This is a genomic window from Flavobacterium sp. MMS24-S5 (genome assembly GCF_050320125.1).
Lineage (GTDB): Bacteria > Bacteroidota > Bacteroidia > Flavobacteriales > Flavobacteriaceae > Flavobacterium > Flavobacterium tyrosinilyticum.
On sequence record NZ_CP190016.1, the window covers coordinates 3,292,907 to 3,310,747 of the forward strand.

Here is a 17,841-nt window from a genome sequence, read left to right on the forward strand (position 1 = left end):
TACTTAGCACCTTATTTTAATACTTTTTTGGTTTGAAAAATAAAGCTGCAATTTTAATCAAAAAATATGGAACAAAAAAGCTGCCTATAAACAAAGATACAACATCTTGTTTTTAGGCAGCAAAAAATTTAAAGAGAATTCTTTGTGTTAAGAATGCTGAGCTTTAAAAGCTTTTAATTTCTCTGTTAATTGTGGTACAATTTCAAAAGCATCTCCAACTATACCATAATCTGCCACTTTAAAGAAAGGTGCTTCAGGGTCGTTATTGATAACCACTTTTACTTTAGATGAGTTGATACCTGCAATATGCTGAATAGCTCCAGAAATACCAATTGCAATATATAAGTTTGTTGCTACAGGTTTTCCTGTTTGTCCAACGTGCTCGCTATGAGGTCTCCAGCCTAAATCTGAAACTGGTTTAGAACATGCGGTTGCAGCACCAAGTACGGCAGCTAGATCTTCTACTAATCCCCAGTTTTCTGGACCTTTTAATCCACGTCCACCAGAAACTACGATATCAGCGTCAGCGATAGAAACTTTTCCAGAAACTTTTTCTACAGATTCTACTTTTACACCAAAATCATTGTCTCCAATTGTTGGATTGAAATCTTCTGCTGTAGCTGCTCCTGCGCTTTCAAAAAGACCATAAGAGTTTTTAGCCAAACCAAGCACTTTTACGTCTGTACTGATTTCTGTAATATTGAAAGCTTTGTTTGAGAAAGCATTTCTTTTTACTTGAAATGGAGAAGTGCTAACTGGCAATCCAACTACATTTGAAGCAAAACCAGCATTTAAAGCAACCGCCACTAGTGGTGAAAGATAAATACTGTCTGTTGTAGAAGAAAGCAATACTACTTTTGTTCCTTCTTTCTCAGCAGCTTGTTTGATAACATCAGCGTAAGCTTTTGCATTAAAACCAGCTAATTTATCATTGCTTACTTTTAAAACTTTATCAACTCCGTATTTGCCTAATTCGCTTACATCGCTAATGTTTACAGTCAAAGCTGTAACAGTTGTTCCTAATGATTCAGCTACTTTTTTAGCATAAGAAGCTAATTCGAAAGCAACTTTTTTAAATTTTCCTTCTGCAGATTCTGCATATATTAATATTGACATAACAATTTTAGATTTTAGATTTTAGATTTCAGATTTTTAAAAATTGAAATCTAAAATGATTATTGATTTTAGATTTGAAGTGAATCAAATGTTGAGTTTTAGATTTCGTTTGCATCAGCAATCTAAAATCTAAACTCTACAATCTTAAATCACTTTAGCCTCGTTGTGTAATAAATTGATTAACTCATCTAAATTATCTGCAGAAACTAATTTTACTGCCGATTTTGGAGCTGGTTTTTCAAATTTCACTGCTTTTGTATTTACAGCAGCATCAACTGGCTCAAGAATAGTAAGAGCCTTAGTTCTTGCTGTCATAATTCCTCTCATGTTCGGGATACGTAAATCTTTTTCTTCAACAAGACCTTTTTGACCTCCAATGATTAAAGGAAGAGTCGTGCTTACTGTTTCTTTTCCACCGTCGATTTCACGAACAGCTTTTACATTATTTCCGTCAACAGTTAAAGAAGTGCAAGAGTTTAAGAAATTAGAACCTAAAATACCAGCGATCATTCCAGGAACCATTCCTCCATTATAATCTAAAGATTCTTTGCCAGCAATTACTAAGTCGTAACCACCGTTTTTAATAACTTCTGCCAATTGTTTTGCAACAAAAAAACCATCAGTAGGGTTTGCATTAACACGAATTGCTTCGTTTGCTCCAATTGCCAAAGCTTTACGTAAAGTTGGTTCAGTATCAGGCACCTCCGACGTTTACAACCGTTACATTTGCGCCTTGTTGTTCTTGGAACCAGATAGCACGTGTAAGACCGAATTCGTCGTTAGGGTTAATTACATATTGTACGCCATTGGTGTCAAATTCTGAGTCACCGTTGGTGAAGTTGATTTTTGAAGTAGTATCAGGCACATGGCTGATGCAAACTAGTATTTTCATAAGTATATATTTTGAATTTATAATATGCTTTTACAAATTTAGAATTTAATTTGGAATAATTATACTATGCACGCATAATATTTTTTAAAACTATTACGATTTCGAAGATTGTGCAATTTTGTGGGATTTTCATCGTAATCCAAAAATGAAATGATAGTCATTTTATCTGATTGTTAGGAATTTTGCAATGGCTGATGGTTGGAAATCGAATTAAATTTGTCTTATAAATACTATTTTTTAGTTTTCTGCGTTATGATGAATGAATTTTGGAGAGATAAGAATTAAACAAATCCATAAAAGTTTGTCTGAAAAATATTTTGAGGAGATTAAGTGTGATTTATACGTTATTATATCGATTTCGTAATTATCACAATAAAGATTAAAAAGTTAAAACAAGAGAACAGATAGAAGTTCATGCGATTTTAAATTCAATTTATGCTTTTAAGTTATTTAAAATATTTATTTTTGCTCTTCAGAAAATTCAACATACAATATAAAATATGAGAACAATACAATTTAGAGAGGCCATTTGCGAAGCGATGAGTGAAGAAATGCGTCGCGATGAATCCATATATTTAATGGGAGAAGAGGTTGCAGAATACAATGGAGCTTACAAAGCTTCTAAAGGAATGCTTGCTGAGTTTGGTGAAAAGAGAGTAATTGATACTCCAATCGCTGAGCTTGGATTTTCAGGAATTGCAGTAGGTTCTGCAATGAATGGAAACCGTCCTATTGTAGAATATATGACATTCAACTTCTGTTTAGTTGGTATTGATCAAATTATAAATAACGCTGCTAAAATGCGTCAAATGACAGGAGGACAGTTTAATGTGCCTATCGTTTTCCGCGAACCAACAGCTTCTGCAGGTCAATTAGGAGCTACTCACTCACAAGCTTTAGAAAACTGGTTTGCTAACACTCCAGGTCTTAAAGTTGTTGTTCCTTCAACTCCTTACGATGCAAAAGGACTTTTGAAATCTGCTATCCGTGATAACGATCCAGTTATTTTCATGGAATCTGAGCAAATGTACGGTGACAAAGGTGAAGTGCCAGACGGAGAATACACAATTCCTCTAGGTGTTGCTGATGTTAAACGTGAAGGAACAGATGTAACGATTGTTTCTTTCGGAAAAATCATCAAAGAAGCTTTTATCGCTGCTGATGAATTAGCTAAAGAAGGTATCTCTTGTGAGATTATCGATTTAAGAACAGTTCGTCCAATGGACAAAGATGCAATCTTAAAATCGGTTAAAAAAACAAACCGTTTAGTAATTCTTGAGGAAGCTTGGCCAGTTGCCAGCCTTTCTTCTGAAATATCTTATATCGTACAAGAACAAGCGTTTGACTTTCTTGATGCGCCAATTCAACGTATTACAACTGCAGATACTCCTGCACCGTATTCTCCAGTACTGCTTAAAGACTGGTTGCCAAATTCAGGTGATGTAGTAAAAGCAGTAAAAAAAGTATTATATAAATAATACAAATACAAAATACTCATAAAACTTCATCAGACAAACATGGATTGGTGAAGTTTTTTTTTACTTTATAATGAACAAATTAACTCTACTTCTCTTATATTTTTTATTTGCATTTGCGAATGTTGCTACTGCACAAACTAAGGTGAGTGGAGTTGTTTTGGATAAATCAAACCAGCCAATACCTTTTGCAAATGTTGTATTTAAAGGTTCTAATATCGGAATTGTGTCTAATGAAGACGGACGTTTTTATTTAGAATCGCCAAATACGTATACGGCACTTATGGTTACTTCGGCAGGATTTTCAGATAAAGAAGTTCCGTTAGAAAAAGCAGTTAATTATAATTTCAAAATTGTTTTAGGCGAAGCCGAAGCGCTAAATGAAGTTGTAATTTATACGGGTAAAACTTCTAAAAAGAACAATCCCGCATTGGATATTTTAAGAAAAATCTGGGAAAGAAAACGTAAAAACGGACTTTATCAGTTTAATCAATATCAAATGCAGAAGTATGAAAAAGTAGAGTTTGACATGAACACTATCGATAGTGCATTCATGAAAAATAAGCTTTTTAAAGGAATGGAGTTTATCTTTAATCATGTTGATACTTCAGATGTTACAGGAAAAACGTATCTGCCAATTTTTATCAATGAATCTGTTTATGATGTTTACGGTGATAATAAATTAAAGAAAGTAAAAGAAAATATAACAGGAAATAAAATGTCTGGTTTTAATGGAAATCAGCAGATTCTATCCTTTGTAAAAGACCTTTATTCAGAGTATAATATTTATGATAATCACCTTAAATTTTTTGATAAAAGTTTTACAAGCCCACTTTCAAGAACAGGAATTGATGTTTACAATTATGTCTTAAAAGACAGTGCGTTTGTAGATAAAAAATGGTGTTATAATATTGTCTTTTATCCTAGACGTAAAAACGAATTAACTTTTAAAGGAGATTTTTGGGTTAACGATACCACTTTTGCCATCAAGAAAATTAATATGGGCGTAACCAAAAGCGCCAATATTAACTGGGTGAAAGATATTTATATCGAACAGGAATTTGATGTGCAAAACGATTCTATTTTCCTTTTGACGCGTGATTACATGATGTCCGATTTTGCTTTAAATAAAAAAGAAAAATCAAAAGGAGTTTACGGTAAAAGAACCACTTTATATCGCAATCATAAATTCAATATTCAGAAACCCGAGAAGTTTTACAAAGAAGAAGTCAATTTTATTGATAATGCAGTTTATGATCGACCGCCTGAATTCTGGGACGAAAATCGTTTTGAAAAATTAAACAAAGACGAACAGGGAATTTATAAAATGCTCGATACACTACAAACTGTCAAGCGATTTAAGCAGCTGTATAATCTCGTCTCCATTTTAGGAAGTGGTTATGTTGAGTTTAAAAACTTCGATTACGGACCAATTTTTTCAACTTTTGGATATAATGAAGTCGAAGGTATAAGGTTGAGAGTGGGAGGAAGAACTTATTTTGGACCAAATGACCCTTGGCGTATTCAAGCCTATACAGCTTATGGATTTGATGATAATAAATTCAAATACGGAGTTTCTGGAAAATGGATGGTTGACAAGAAAAACCGTGTTATTATCTCTGGAGGAAATAGGCGTGATATTGAACAAATTGGTGCAAGCTTAACTACAACAAATGATGTTTTAGGTCGAAGTTTTGCTTCTTCTGCATTGTTTACAACGGGAAGTAATGGTAAGCTGACCAATATTAATCTGAGTAATGTTTCTGTTGAAATGGAGGCTAAAAAGAACTTTATAGTTCAGGCTGGTTTTTCTTATCGAACATTAGAATCGGCATCAAAAACATTTAGTTTAGATTATTATTCGACTTTACCAACTCCTGAAAATCCAGCTGGAGTTATTGAAAATGCAGTAAAACAATCTGAAGCAAATATTCAATTTGAATATATGCCTAACCGTAAAACTATTGGTTATGGTGTTGAAAGAGATTTAGTTGATAGTCCTTTTAGTCATTTCTTTGTGAATTTTAGTTATGGTTTAAAAGGAGTTTTTGACAGTGATTTTGCTTACGAAAAAATTCAAGTTTTCTACAGACAGCCAATCATTATCTGGACCTTTAGGAAGAACAAATATAACCGTTGAAACAGGAAAAACATTTGGTACAATTCCGTTAGGTTTGATGAGTGTAATTCCGGGTAACCAGACTTATTTTACGATAGAGAATACATTCAGTAACTTGAATTTCTACGAATTCGTTACGGATCAATATACGACTCTGCAGTGGAATCATGATTTTGGAGGAAGATTATTCGCAAGAGTTCCTTTTATGAGAAAACTGAATTGGAGAGAGTTTGTTGGAGTAAGAGCGGTTCATGGAACAATTTCTGATGCCAACCGCGCGATTAATGCCTCTGGATTACCTTATAATGCTCCAGAAAAAGTGTATTGGGAGTATCATGCAGGAATTGGAAACATTTTTAAAGTTTTCCGTATTGATTTTTCTTGGAGAGGAAATTATTTAGATATGCCAGATGCTCACAAATTTGCAGTAAAAGGATCTTTTGGATTCTATTTCTAGTTGTATTTAGGGGCAAAGGCTCAAAGTTACAGAGTCGCAAAGGTTTAAAATCTTTGCGACTTTTTTTGTGATGAAAAAAACTTAGCGCCTTTGCGTCTTTACGAGAACTAATTTCATTTTCTTATTTTTGATTTACTTTTAAAATCCAAAACCATGCAGGAAGCCATTGATTTTCTTTCATCTAAAAATCCAATATTTCTTGAAATAATAGAAAAATACGGATTGCCTCCAATTCCAAAACGTCCTCCAGGTTTTGAAACTTTGGTTTTGCTTATACTCGAACAGCAGGTTTCTATTGATTCGGCGAAAGCTACTTTTTTAAAAATAAAAGCGTACAAAACTTGCGACCCTGAAAACATGGCCGTTTTGTCTGATGAAGAATTTAGAAATCTAGGAGTAAGCCGTCAGAAAACAAAATACATCAAAATCTTAGCGGAAGCAGTTTTAAACAAAGAATTAGATATTGAAAGTTTAGCCTCAAAACCTGCAAAACAAGTTCGCGAAGAACTCATTAAATTAAAAGGAATCGGTAATTGGACAATCGATATTTATTTAATGTTTTGTCTGGAAGAGCCCGATTTGATTCCGCTTGGCGATATTGCAGTAATCAATACCATCAAAGAATTGCTTAATATTCACGATAAACAGGAAATGGAAACCCATTCAGAACAATGGAGTCCGTATCGATCTTATGCGACTTATTTGCTTTGGCATTATTACCTGAAGAAGAGAAATCGAAAGATTACCTATTAAATGCTTGTTTTTTAAACTCTAATGCCGATAATTTAACCTTGTTTTTTGTTGTAGAACTAGATTCTTTAGTTATTTTTGCAACCGAAATTATAGAAATAATAAAAAACGAAAATGACCGCAGACAAATTAACGACTTTCGATGTATTAATCGAAATACCAAGAGGAAGCAGAAATAAATATGAGTACGATTTTGAAATCAAAAGAATGCGTTTTGACAGAATGTTATTCTCTTCAATGATGTACCCAGCAGATTACGGATTTATTCCAGAAACTTTAGCTTTAGACGGTGATCCTCTTGATGTATTAGTTTTGGTAAACGAACCAACTTTCCCTGGATGTGTTATGGAAGTTAAGCCAATCGGTGTATTCCACATGGCAGATGATAAAGTGACCAGACGAGAAAATTATTTGTGTACCAGTTTCAGATCCAATTTGGAATTCATTAAATGATCTTTCTGATATTAACCCACACTTAGTAAAAGAAATCGAGCACTTTTTCCAAGTTTACAAAGATCTTGAAAACAAAAAAGTAGACGTTGAAGGATGGGGAGATGTTAAAGAAGCTTACGATATTATCGCAGAGTGTACAAAGCGTTTTGATGACATTGAAAATAAACCGGCAGGATTATTTAGTATTAAATAATTTTAACCGCATTCTAATATAAAAAAAGCAATACTACCGTCAGGAGTATTGCTTTTTTGTTTAAATTCGTTTTAGTTAGATTGTTGACTATTAACCAAAACCATTAAAATATTATGAATGCATTTATGATTTACCTGCCCATTGTAATGGCAGTTTTAGGATTACTTTTCATGGGAATAAAAAGGACTTGGGTTTTAAAACAAGATGCTGGAGACGGTAAGATGAAAGAGATTTCAGATTACATCTACGAAGGAGCCTTAGCCTTTCTAAAAGCCGAATATAAACTATTAACCATCTTTGTAATTATTGCCAGTTTAGCTTTGGCAGGAATTACTTTTATTCCTGGAGTAAAAACACATTTATTAATCGTAATAGCATTTATTTTTGGTGCTTTATTTTCAGCTTATGCTGGAAATATCGGAATGAAAATAGCAACTAAAACAAACGTTAGAACCACCCAAGCGGCGCGTACTAGTTTACCGCAGGCTTTAAAAGTTTCTTTTGGCGGTGGAACTGTCATGGGGCTTGGTGTTGCTGGTTTAGCCGTTTTAGGTTTAACATCCTTTTTTATCATTTTCTTTCATTTATTTTCTGACGGAGTTTGGAAAGATACAGATACAATGACAGTTGTTTTAGAGACATTAGCTGGATTTTCGCTTGGTGCAGAATCAATCGCTTTGTTTGCTCGTGTTGGAGGTGGAATCTATACTAAAGCAGCCGATGTTGGAGCCGATTTAGTTGGTAAAGTAGAAGCAGGAATTCCAGAAGATGATCCTCGTAATCCCGCTACAATTGCAGATAATGTGGGAGATAACGTAGGAGACGTTGCCGGTATGGGAGCCGATTTATTTGGGTCTTATGTAGCAACAGTCCTTGCAGCAATGGTATTAGGAAACTATGTTATAAAAGATATGGGCGGAAGTATTAATGATGCTTTCGGCGGAATCGGCCCAATTTTGCTTCCAATGGCAATTGCCGGTTTTGGGATTATATTTTCCATAATAGGAACACTTTTAGTGAAAATTTCAGATGATAATGCCAAAGAGGCACAAGTTCAAAAAGCTTTAAATGTTGGAAACTGGGTTTCGATTGTTTTAACAGCTGTGGCTTGTTTCTTCTTGGTACAGCACATGCTTCCAGAAACGATGCAGATGAGTTTCTTTGGAGAAGGATCAAAAGCGATTTCCTCAATGCGTGTTTTCTACGCTACATTGGTTGGATTAGTTGTTGGTGGAGCTATTTCTTCAGTAACAGAATATTATACAGGATTAGGAACAAAACCAGTTTTGGCAATTGTTCAAAAATCATCTACAGGAGCAGGAACAAACGTAATTGCTGGTTTAGCAACAGGTATGATTTCGACTTTCCCAACGGTATTATTGTTTGCTGTTGCAATTTGGATCTCGTATGCTTTAGCAGGATTTTATGGAGTAGCTTTGGCGGCTTCTGCCATGATGGCGACAACTGCTATGCAATTAGCAATTGATGCTTTCGGGCCTATCTCTGATAATGCTGGAGGAATTGCCGAAATGAGCGAATTGCCAAAAGAAGTTCGTACCAGAACCGATATTTTAGACTCAGTTGGAAATACAACAGCAGCGACAGGAAAAGGATTTGCTATTGCTTCTGCAGCTTTAACTTCATTAGCATTATTTGCAGCCTATGTAACTTTTACAGGAATTGACGGAATCAATATTTTTAAAGCTCCAGTTTTGGCGATGTTATTTGTCGGCGGAATGATTCCGGTAGTTTTCTCTGCTTTAGCAATGAATTCTGTTGGAAAAGCAGCAATGGATATGGTGTACGAAGTTCGCCGCCAGTTCAAAGAAATTCCTGGAATTATGGAAGGAACTGGAAAACCAGAATACGGAAAATGTGTTGAGATTTCTACAAAAGCTGCTTTAAGAGAAATGATGCTTCCAGGGATTTTAACGATTGGTTTCCCAATTTTAATTGTTCTTATAGGAAAGTTAGTTTACTCAGACAACAATCAGTTAATTGCTGAAATGTTAGGAGGATATATGGCAGGAGTTACGGTTTCTGGAGTACTTTGGGCAGTTTTCCAAAATAACGCAGGAGGTGCTTGGGACAATGCGAAAAAATCTTTTGAAGCAGGAGTTATGATCAACGGAGAAATGACTTATAAAGGTTCGGATGCGCATAAAGCTGCCGTAACAGGAGATACAGTTGGAGATCCGTTTAAGGATACTTCTGGGCCTTCTATGAATATCTTGATTAAATTAACTTGTTTGATTGGATTGGTAATCGCTCCAATTTTAGGTGAAGGTCACGCGCCATCAGATATTGCTGCAAAAGCTTCTTGCTGTGCTAAAACTGAAATTCAAGCAGGAATGTCTAAATGTGGCGATATGTCTGGAATGACAAAAGAAGAATGTATTAAAATGTGTAAAGAAAAAGGTTGTTCTGAAGAAGAAACAGCTAAATGTTTAGCTCATTTTGATGCGAAAGGACAATACTCTCATACCGAAAGTCAATCGGTTCGTGTTGAGGTTAAAAATATTAACGGAAAAACTACAGGAACTGTTACTAAAACAGAAAATGGTAAAACAACAACCGAAGTTTTTGAAGGAACTGAAGAAGAAGTTCTGGCAAAAGTTGAAGCTGCGAAATAACAACTTTGACAAAGTTTCTTAAAATGGAAAATGCCTCTAAAATTATTTAGAGGCATTTTTTATTTCGTGTAAATCTTTGAATTCGTGTTTTAAAACAATCCGTTCAATTCAGCATCAATTCTATTAATGATATCACCCAAATCTTCAGGATTGTCAACAAAATTGATATTATCAACATCAATAATCAAGAGCTTTCCTTTAGTGTAAGTCTGGATCCAAGCTTCGTATCTTTCGTTCAAACGGCTTAAATAATCGATCGAAATAGAGTTTTCATATTCTCGTCCGCGTTTATGAATTTGTCCCACTAAATTCGGAATAGAACTTCTTAAATAAATCAATAAATCTGGAGCTTTAACCAAAGATTCCATTAATTCAAACAACGACGTGTAATTTTCAAAATCACGACTCGTCATTAATCCCATTGCATATAAGTTGGGAGCAAAGATGTGAGCATCTTCATAAATCGTTCTGTCCTGAATGATTCTTTTTCCGCTTTCGCGAATTTGCTGCACTTGACGGAAACGGCTATTTAGGAAATAAATCTGAAGATTAAATGACCAGCGCTCCATTTGATGGTAGAAATCATCCAAGTACGGATTATCAACTACATCTTCATAATGAGGTTCCCATTTGAAGTGTTTCGCCAATAATTTGGTCAGAGTGGTTTTTCCTGCGCCTATGTTTCCTGCTATTGCTATGTGCATTACGGTGTTACGATTTTATAATTTGATATATCTGTAGCTGTAAAAATAGATAAAATTTGGTCTTTGTAATAAAAATTGTCAAAGGTTTTTTCTAAAATTTTAATCTCAGAAATTACCTCTGGATTCGACTTATTAATACCTTTAAAGTACAGTAAACGATTCTTAGTGAAAAGATATTGTGAAGGACTAATTATAACAATTCTATCAAAATCTGCTATAGGGCCTAATAAAGTGATTTTTCCAAAAATATCACAAGAATACCCATTGTTTTTTTTGTCAATCCAATAGAAAGTATTAAAATCGGTTTGATAATATTGAATTGGTTCAGTCAACGGAATTGAAACCGTTTTGTATTCATTTTTTAAATAATCAAAAAGTCCAATTTGTTGATTTAAAGTGTTGTAAATCCATAACTGATTTTGCGTAGACATTCCGATGGCACTTACTACAATTGGCGCTGCATTTTGCGAAAAGTTAATTTCGGTCATTTTATTCAATTGATTGTCTAATAAAACGACACTGTTGAAATCTTCATAAAACAAAACAATTTTTAACGGATTCTGAAGATCGACTTTTGTTATTTTTCCCAAAGAAACATTCTTGTATTCGAAGATTTCTTTTCCTTTAATTTTGCTAAAAACGTTGTTCGTAATCTGATAGGAATATCCAAACGAATCGTATCCTGAAAATTCATCAGTAGCGTTTTTACACTGCGAAATTAAAGTTGGATTGATGCTCAAATCCTGAGCTGAAAGCGCATGAAAAGTGCAGAAAAGAAATAGGGAAAATAAAATTTTTTGCACGTTTCTATACATTAGAAAATTAATTTACAAGAGCACCAAATTACAAAAAACTCTTCTTAAAATTTCAATTTGGAGTCTTAAACCTTTTTAAAATCTAATAGTCTAAAAAATAAGCGGTTCTATCTATGCCTTAATGCCGTTTATATATTTAGTTTTTTGAATCTTAAAATAAGTAATACATTTGAATGTAAGCTTTATCGGATTTACTCACTTAAAGAAAATGAAATGAAAAAGATATTTTTTTATATGACTTTACTGCTTGTTTCTGCACAAATTCAAGCGCAAAAAGATTTTCAGGGAATGGCTGTTTATGAGTCAAAAACACAGGCTCCAAAATTTGAAGGCATGCGCGGGAATAGAGATATTACCCCAGAAATGCAGAAAAACATGGAGGAGCGTATGAAAAAGATGCTCGAAAAAACATTCGTTTTGAATTTCGATAAAGCAGCTTCGATTTACAAAGAAGAAGAAAAACTAGAAGCGCCAGGTCAGCAGCAAGGCGGTTTTCGCATGATGTTTGGTTCGCTTACAGGTGGAGGCGGTACTTTTTATAAAGATGTAAAAACAAAAACGTATACCGTTGATAAAGAGTTTATGGGTAAAGAATTTCTTGTGGTTGATTCGCTACCAAAATTAGACTGGAAACTGGAACAAGAAACCAAACAAATTGGAGGCTACAATTGTTATAAAGCAACAGCAGTAAAGCAAGCCAGTAAAACCGATTTTAGAAACTTCAGACCTAAAAAGGATGAAGATAAAAAAGAGGAGGCTAAAAAGACTTCGGGAGATACCAAAACGAATTTTGCTGATAACTTCGAAATTCCAAAAGAAATTGTAGTAACAGCTTGGTATACACCTGAAATTCCTATAAATCAAGGGCCAGAAAATTACTGGGGACTTCCTGGTTTAATTTTAGAAATCAATGATGGAACTACGACAATTTTATGTTCTAAAATTGTTCTGAACTCAAAAGATAAAGTAGAAATTAAACCTTCTAAAAAAGGAAAAGTGATTTCTCAGAAAGAATACGACGAAACAGTAATTAAAAAAATGGAAGAATTTGGAGAGATGAACCGCGGTCGTGCTGGCGAGCTCCTCCAATGGGAAGATAAAATTTATAAAACTCAAATTCCAAAATCGAAACTTCCAATATTCTTATCATGAATAAGACACTTTTTTTATTTGCCTTACTTTTTACATCTATTTCCTTTTCGCAAAGTATCCGTTTTGATGGTCTAATTCAAGACGAGCAGAAAAATCCGTTGGAAATGGCCAATATCATGGCTATTAACAATGGTACCAAAGCAATGGATTCATACGGAATCACGAATGATAAAGGGAAGTTCCAGCTTACCTTAAAACCTAATACAGCTTATACTATTAAATTAAGTTATTTGGGAATGAAATCTAAGGAAATTGCTCTAGTTACAAAAGCTGAGAACATGACTCAAAATATTATTATGGATGGTGCTGGAATCGAATTGGAAGGTGTAGAAATTGTTCGAGAAATGCCTGTTTCTATAAAAGGAGATACAATTGTTTACAATGCAGATTCTTTTAAATCGGGAACAGAAAAAAAGCTCGAAGATGTGCTGAAGAAATTGCCAGGAGTTGAGGTAAATGCCGATGGTGAAATTGAAGTTGAAGGGAAAAAAGTCAGTAAATTGATGGTGGAAGGAAAAGATTTTTTTGACGGAGATACCAAATTAGGCGTTAAAAATATTCCGGCCGATGCTATTGATAAAGTTCAGGTTTTAAGAAATTACAATGAAGTAAGCGCACTTAAAGGTCTAGAAAACGATCAAGATAATGTGGCAATGAATATCAAATTAAAAGAAGGAAAAAAGAACTTTTGGTTTGGAGATGTAACTGCGGGAATTGGAGTTGCAGAATTGGATAGTCGCTATATTATCAATCCGAAATTATTCTATTACAGTCCAAAATACAGTATTAATTTAATCACCAATTTTAATAATATTGGAGAATTACCACTTACTGCACAAGATTATTTTAAGTTCACTGGCGGATTTAAAAATATGATGAAAAAGGGGGGAGCAGTTTTAATGTTTCTTCAAATGATCTAGGAATTTCATTGCTTCGAAATAATCGCGCTAAAGAAATCGAAACCAAATTTGGAGCAACAAACTTCGCTTATTCTGTAAATAAAGCTTGGAACTTAAGTGGTTTTGGAATTCTTTCGTCTTCAAAAACAGATTTAGAAACGAAATCTCAAACCACGATTTTAGATTCTGGAGATCAGCAGAAACGGGATGAAATGACGCATCAAAAGAATAATTTGGGACTTTTTAAACTAAGCTCGACTTACAAGCCAAATGATAAATTTCAGTTTGATTATGATATCCTGACCAAATTATCAAAGCAGAATGAAGATACAGACTTGCTTCGTGAATCTATTGTTAGTGATGTTTCTGCGGTAGAAACTATTTTAACTCAAAAGAAACAAGATCCAACTTCTATCAATCAAAATCTGAGTTTGTATTATACGCAAAGCAGTAAAAATATTTTTGCTTTCGAAATGCAACATTTGTATCAAGATGAAAATCCATTTTATAATGCCAATTTAAGAACACAGCCTTTTGATTTATCAGGATATATTTCGGGACAAAATCGAAACGACTTGAACCAAGATCGTTTTGTAAAAACCAATAAATTGGACACCAAATTGGATTACTATTATATGGTAACGCCAAAAAGTAACATCAATATTACGGTAGGAAATACATATTCGTATCAGAATTTCAATTCTCACATTTTTCAAATTTTAGATAATGGCGATAAAAATGATTTGAATGATGCCGAAAATAACAATGATGTTGATTACAGTTTTAATGATGCTTTTTTAGGTTTTCATTATAAAATTCTGACAGGGAAATTTACCTTAACGCCTGGAGTTAGTGTGCATACATATCAAATGACAAATGGGCAATTGGGAACCGATTATTCTCAGAATTTCGTAAAGGTTCTTCCTGATTTCTTTGCTTTATATCAAATCAAAAAATCGGAAACGCTTACCTATAATTTCTCATTGACAAACGATTTTACCGATATTAATCAATTGGCTTCGGGTTATGTTTTGTCAGATTACAGCAGTTTGTTTCGCGGAAATCGTTTCTTAGAAAATGCGACTTCGCAAGTGCATTCGCTTCGTTATTTTAAATATAATATGTTCAATTTTGAGAACATTTTTGCCAATGCCACCTATACCAGAAAAGTGGACGCCATTAAGACAAAAGCCAATTTTGATGGAATTAATCAGTCTTCTGTTCCTTACAATTCCAATTTGGCCGATGAAACTTTTACAGGAATGGGAAATTACGGACGTTCGTTTTTAAAGAATTATAAAGCTTCTGTCAATGCTAATTTTAATTGGTCGAAATTCAATAATATTCAAAATGACCAATTGTCAACCACAGAAAGTTTCAGTCAAAGTTATACCGTTAAGGCTTCAACAAATTATAAAAATCTTCCAAATATAGAATTTGGTTATAATCTTTTGGTTAACAAATACAGTGGTTCAACTTTTTACACCGACAAGCCATTTGCAAGATTAGATTATTATTTCTTGGATAGTTTTTCTTTTGTTTCGGAATACGAATTCTATCATTACTATAATGGAGACAAAACGGTCGATAATGAATATGATTTCTTAAGCGCGAGTTTGGTTTATCAAAAAAAGAATAGCAAATGGGAATATAAAGTTTCGGCAACCAACCTGTTAAACACGACTTATCTTAACGACGACAGCTTTTCTCAGTTCTCTACACGAGTTTCTCAATACACAGTTCAGCCGCGTTACATCATATTTTCGATGAAATACAATTTGTAGTATTTTTGGTGCTAATATTGTGGTTTTTGTGATTTGTTTAATGAAGAATCAAATATCTTTGTGATATAGTATTAACGACAAAAAACGTAATCATGCGCAATTTTATCTGGAGTTTATCGCTCCTGTTTGCTGGAATTTCTATCTCTTTCTCTCAAACAAATGGCATCGAAAAAGGAACTTATTTATCTACAAATAAAGGAGGAAAGATTAAGTTAAATTTATTAGAGGATAATAAGTACGAATTGGTTTTTTATTCGGGAGGTTACGAGATTAAAGGCGATTCGCTAGTTTTTCTAAAAAGCACGGAGAATAAAACAAATAGATTTGATCTTGTTTTTGCTAAAGATAAAAAGGCAAAAAAGGTTAAGATTAAATTCTTGAATCCATCTTATTATTCTTTTTATATTGGAACTCAAAAAGGTGTAGAATCGGTTCAATACGAGAGACTTTCTGATATAAAAACGAAAGTAGATCCCGATTACATCAAAACAGATTTAGATTTTGAAATTGAGAAAACCGACTTCCTTTATTTGGTTTACGAAGATTACGACGGAAAAAGCGATGTGAGTAAATATGCATTGCCAAAAGATGTTTCGGAAGTGACGATCAATTATGATATGGCAGTTTTAAGCGATTTAAATCTTATTGGATCTTTTGATAAAAGAACAAAAGAATTGAAAATTTCTGATCAATACGGAAAAGATCCTTTGGTATTTATAAATGAAAAAGAGGAGAAACCAGCTAAAACTCCAACAGTTGTTCCTATAGAAAATCAAACCATAAAAAATTGGACGTATCCAGGAAAAGAAAATGTTTTAATAAATGATGATTTTGGCTCTGGAGTAGCTGTAGATAGTGCCGCTGTGATAGTAGATGCCGCCGCCATTGATGCTACAATTCCTCCGCCAGCGTATACCAAATATGATTTTAAATTAAAAGTTGAAAACACTCTAAAAAAGGCAATAGAATCTACAAAAACGGCAAATAACAAGTTTTTGGTTGTTGTAGTTGACCATAAGGATAAGACTGCAAAAGAAAATTTTGATGCTTTTGTAAAAGAGCAAGAAACACAGACCGGATATAATATGTACGATTCTTATAATGCTCTTTATGATATCTACAATTATTATTTGGCTGGAGCCGATGATAAAAAATGGCTTAAAAACAATAAAATTGCAAGCGACCAAAGTGTAATTATTTTAAATGGAAGTGGTGATCTGCTTGCTGTTGCAAAATCAGACTTAACTACGCAACAATATCAATTTAGTTATTATGGAGATTTCTATAGAAAACTTCAGAGAGCAAATGCATTCCTTTCTGTAGATAAAGTTTTAAAGAACAAAAAAGCTTCAGACTCAGATTTAATTGCAGCTTTTAATAAGGCGGCCTTATTAGAAACATCGTACGATTACGATTCAGATTATACGGTAAACAATCCTAATTCGACTGAATTTGTAATTACAAAAACAGCTTTAAACCAAAAAGAGGTGGCTCAAACTTGGAAAAAGTTGATTGAAGCGCATCAAAAAGATAAAGTTGCCAATATGTATTTGGTAGAAACGATTATTAAAGAAATCAAAAACCAAGGATTTACAAAACAGCTTTTTAGTACAGATAGAATTCTAAATGATACCGATTTCTTAGCAATCGATTATTTGCTAAATCACTCAGAAGATATTGAACGTAATCGTGCAGATTTTAATAGCAAACAAGGAGAACTTCATACCATTGGGAATGTGGTTTCTGAAGTTTCAGATGCATTGCAGCAAAACCTATATCTTGCTCAAGATGGAGTTTCTGGAGAAATGAATAAAGAAAAGATCAATTCTATTTATAAAAAGATTATTGCTTCTGGAAAAGGGAATTTCGATTCGTACAGAAACTATTTTTATTACTTAAGCCAGCTTGAAGATCAGGACGGTTCAAACACAACTTATTTAAAAGAGTTCAACACTTATTTTGATAATACTTTGGCAGGAACAAGTCCGATAGAAAAATTAGACGCTATTTTTTCTGGATTAGATTCAAGTTCAAGCTATTCTTATGATGGATGGAATTCATTCAAACTTTACCATTCAGATATCTGTAACAATGCGGCATGGACAGTTGTGTTAAAACCACAAAATTCAAACTTTATTAAAGATGCTATTAAATGGTCTGAATATAGTTTGGTGATCTCTAAAAACAATCCGTATTATTTAGACACTTTAGCGCAATTGTATTATAAAGATGGACAAAAAGACAAAGCTATTGAAACGCAAGTTTTAGCAGTAAAGTTTATCACTAGTGATATGGATGAAGAAACTGCAAATCAAATGAAAGAAGTTTTAACTAAAATGAGCAACGGAACTTACTAGTTTTAGTAATTATAGAAGTAAAAAAAAAGGCTGTCTAAAATT

The 17,841-nt window shown here is 33.6% G+C and carries 8 protein-coding genes and 4 pseudogenes; 8 read left to right on the forward strand and 4 right to left on the reverse strand.

Annotation, left to right across the window (positions count from 1 at the left end; translation table 11 throughout):
* Nucleotides 1-147: 147 nt before the first annotated feature.
* Nucleotides 148-1,116, reverse strand: coding sequence for an electron transfer flavoprotein subunit alpha/FixB family protein (locus ACPWTF_RS15275; RefSeq protein ID WP_427871930.1), 969 nt, complete (start codon nucleotides 1,114-1,116; stop codon nucleotides 148-150).
* Nucleotides 1,117-1,260: 144 nt separating this feature from the next.
* Nucleotides 1,261-2,008, reverse strand: a pseudogene (locus ACPWTF_RS15280) (electron transfer flavoprotein subunit beta/FixA family protein).
* A gap of 500 nt (nucleotides 2,009-2,508) precedes the next feature.
* Between ACPWTF_RS15280 and ACPWTF_RS15285 the strand changes: the two are divergent.
* The 5 genes and pseudogenes from ACPWTF_RS15285 (at nucleotide 2,509) to ACPWTF_RS15305 (ending at nucleotide 10,088) form a co-directional block, all read left to right on the forward strand.
* Nucleotides 2,509-3,486, forward strand: a complete 978-nt coding sequence (locus ACPWTF_RS15285; protein ID WP_427871931.1) for a pyruvate dehydrogenase complex E1 component subunit beta — start codon at nucleotides 2,509-2,511, stop codon at nucleotides 3,484-3,486.
* A gap of 70 nt (nucleotides 3,487-3,556) precedes the next feature.
* Nucleotides 3,557-6,059: pseudogene (locus tag ACPWTF_RS15290) on the forward strand (DUF5686 family protein).
* Nucleotides 6,060-6,212: 153 nt separating this feature from the next.
* A complete protein-coding gene (locus tag ACPWTF_RS15295; protein WP_427871932.1) occupies nucleotides 6,213-6,812 on the forward strand; it encodes a DNA-3-methyladenine glycosylase family protein in 600 nt (199 codons plus the stop codon).
* Between the two features lie 111 nt (nucleotides 6,813-6,923).
* Nucleotides 6,924-7,455, forward strand: a pseudogene (locus ACPWTF_RS15300) (inorganic diphosphatase).
* Between the two features lie 113 nt (nucleotides 7,456-7,568).
* Nucleotides 7,569-10,088: a sodium-translocating pyrophosphatase gene (locus ACPWTF_RS15305; RefSeq protein WP_427871934.1), complete on the forward strand. Its 2,520-nt coding sequence runs from the start codon at nucleotides 7,569-7,571 to the stop codon at nucleotides 10,086-10,088.
* 89 nt (nucleotides 10,089-10,177) lie between these two features.
* Here ACPWTF_RS15305 and ACPWTF_RS15310 read toward each other — a convergent pair whose 3' ends face one another.
* Nucleotides 10,178-10,792, reverse strand: coding sequence for a deoxynucleoside kinase (locus ACPWTF_RS15310; RefSeq protein ID WP_095928085.1), 615 nt, complete (start codon nucleotides 10,790-10,792; stop codon nucleotides 10,178-10,180).
* A complete protein-coding gene (locus tag ACPWTF_RS15315) occupies nucleotides 10,792-11,595 on the reverse strand; it encodes a hypothetical protein (protein ID WP_427871936.1) in 804 nt (267 codons plus the stop codon). The genes ACPWTF_RS15310 and ACPWTF_RS15315 overlap by 1 nt, the downstream gene beginning before the upstream one ends.
* Nucleotides 11,596-11,820: 225 nt before the next feature.
* Here ACPWTF_RS15315 and ACPWTF_RS15320 point away from each other — a divergent pair, with 225 nt between their 5' ends.
* From ACPWTF_RS15320 to ACPWTF_RS15330, 3 genes and pseudogenes are all read left to right on the forward strand, one after another.
* Complete coding sequence (locus ACPWTF_RS15320) at nucleotides 11,821-12,759, forward strand: GLPGLI family protein (RefSeq protein ID WP_427871938.1); 939 nt, start codon at nucleotides 11,821-11,823, stop codon at nucleotides 12,757-12,759.
* A pseudogene (locus ACPWTF_RS15325) lies at nucleotides 12,756-15,442 on the forward strand (carboxypeptidase-like regulatory domain-containing protein). The gene ACPWTF_RS15320 and the pseudogene ACPWTF_RS15325 overlap by 4 nt, the downstream one beginning before the upstream one ends.
* A gap of 92 nt (nucleotides 15,443-15,534) precedes the next feature.
* Nucleotides 15,535-17,799 carry a hypothetical protein gene (locus ACPWTF_RS15330; RefSeq protein ID WP_427871940.1) on the forward strand — a complete coding sequence of 755 codons (2,265 nt, stop codon included), beginning with the start codon at nucleotides 15,535-15,537 and terminating at the stop codon, nucleotides 17,797-17,799.
* The last annotated feature ends 42 nt before the right edge of the window (nucleotides 17,800-17,841 follow it).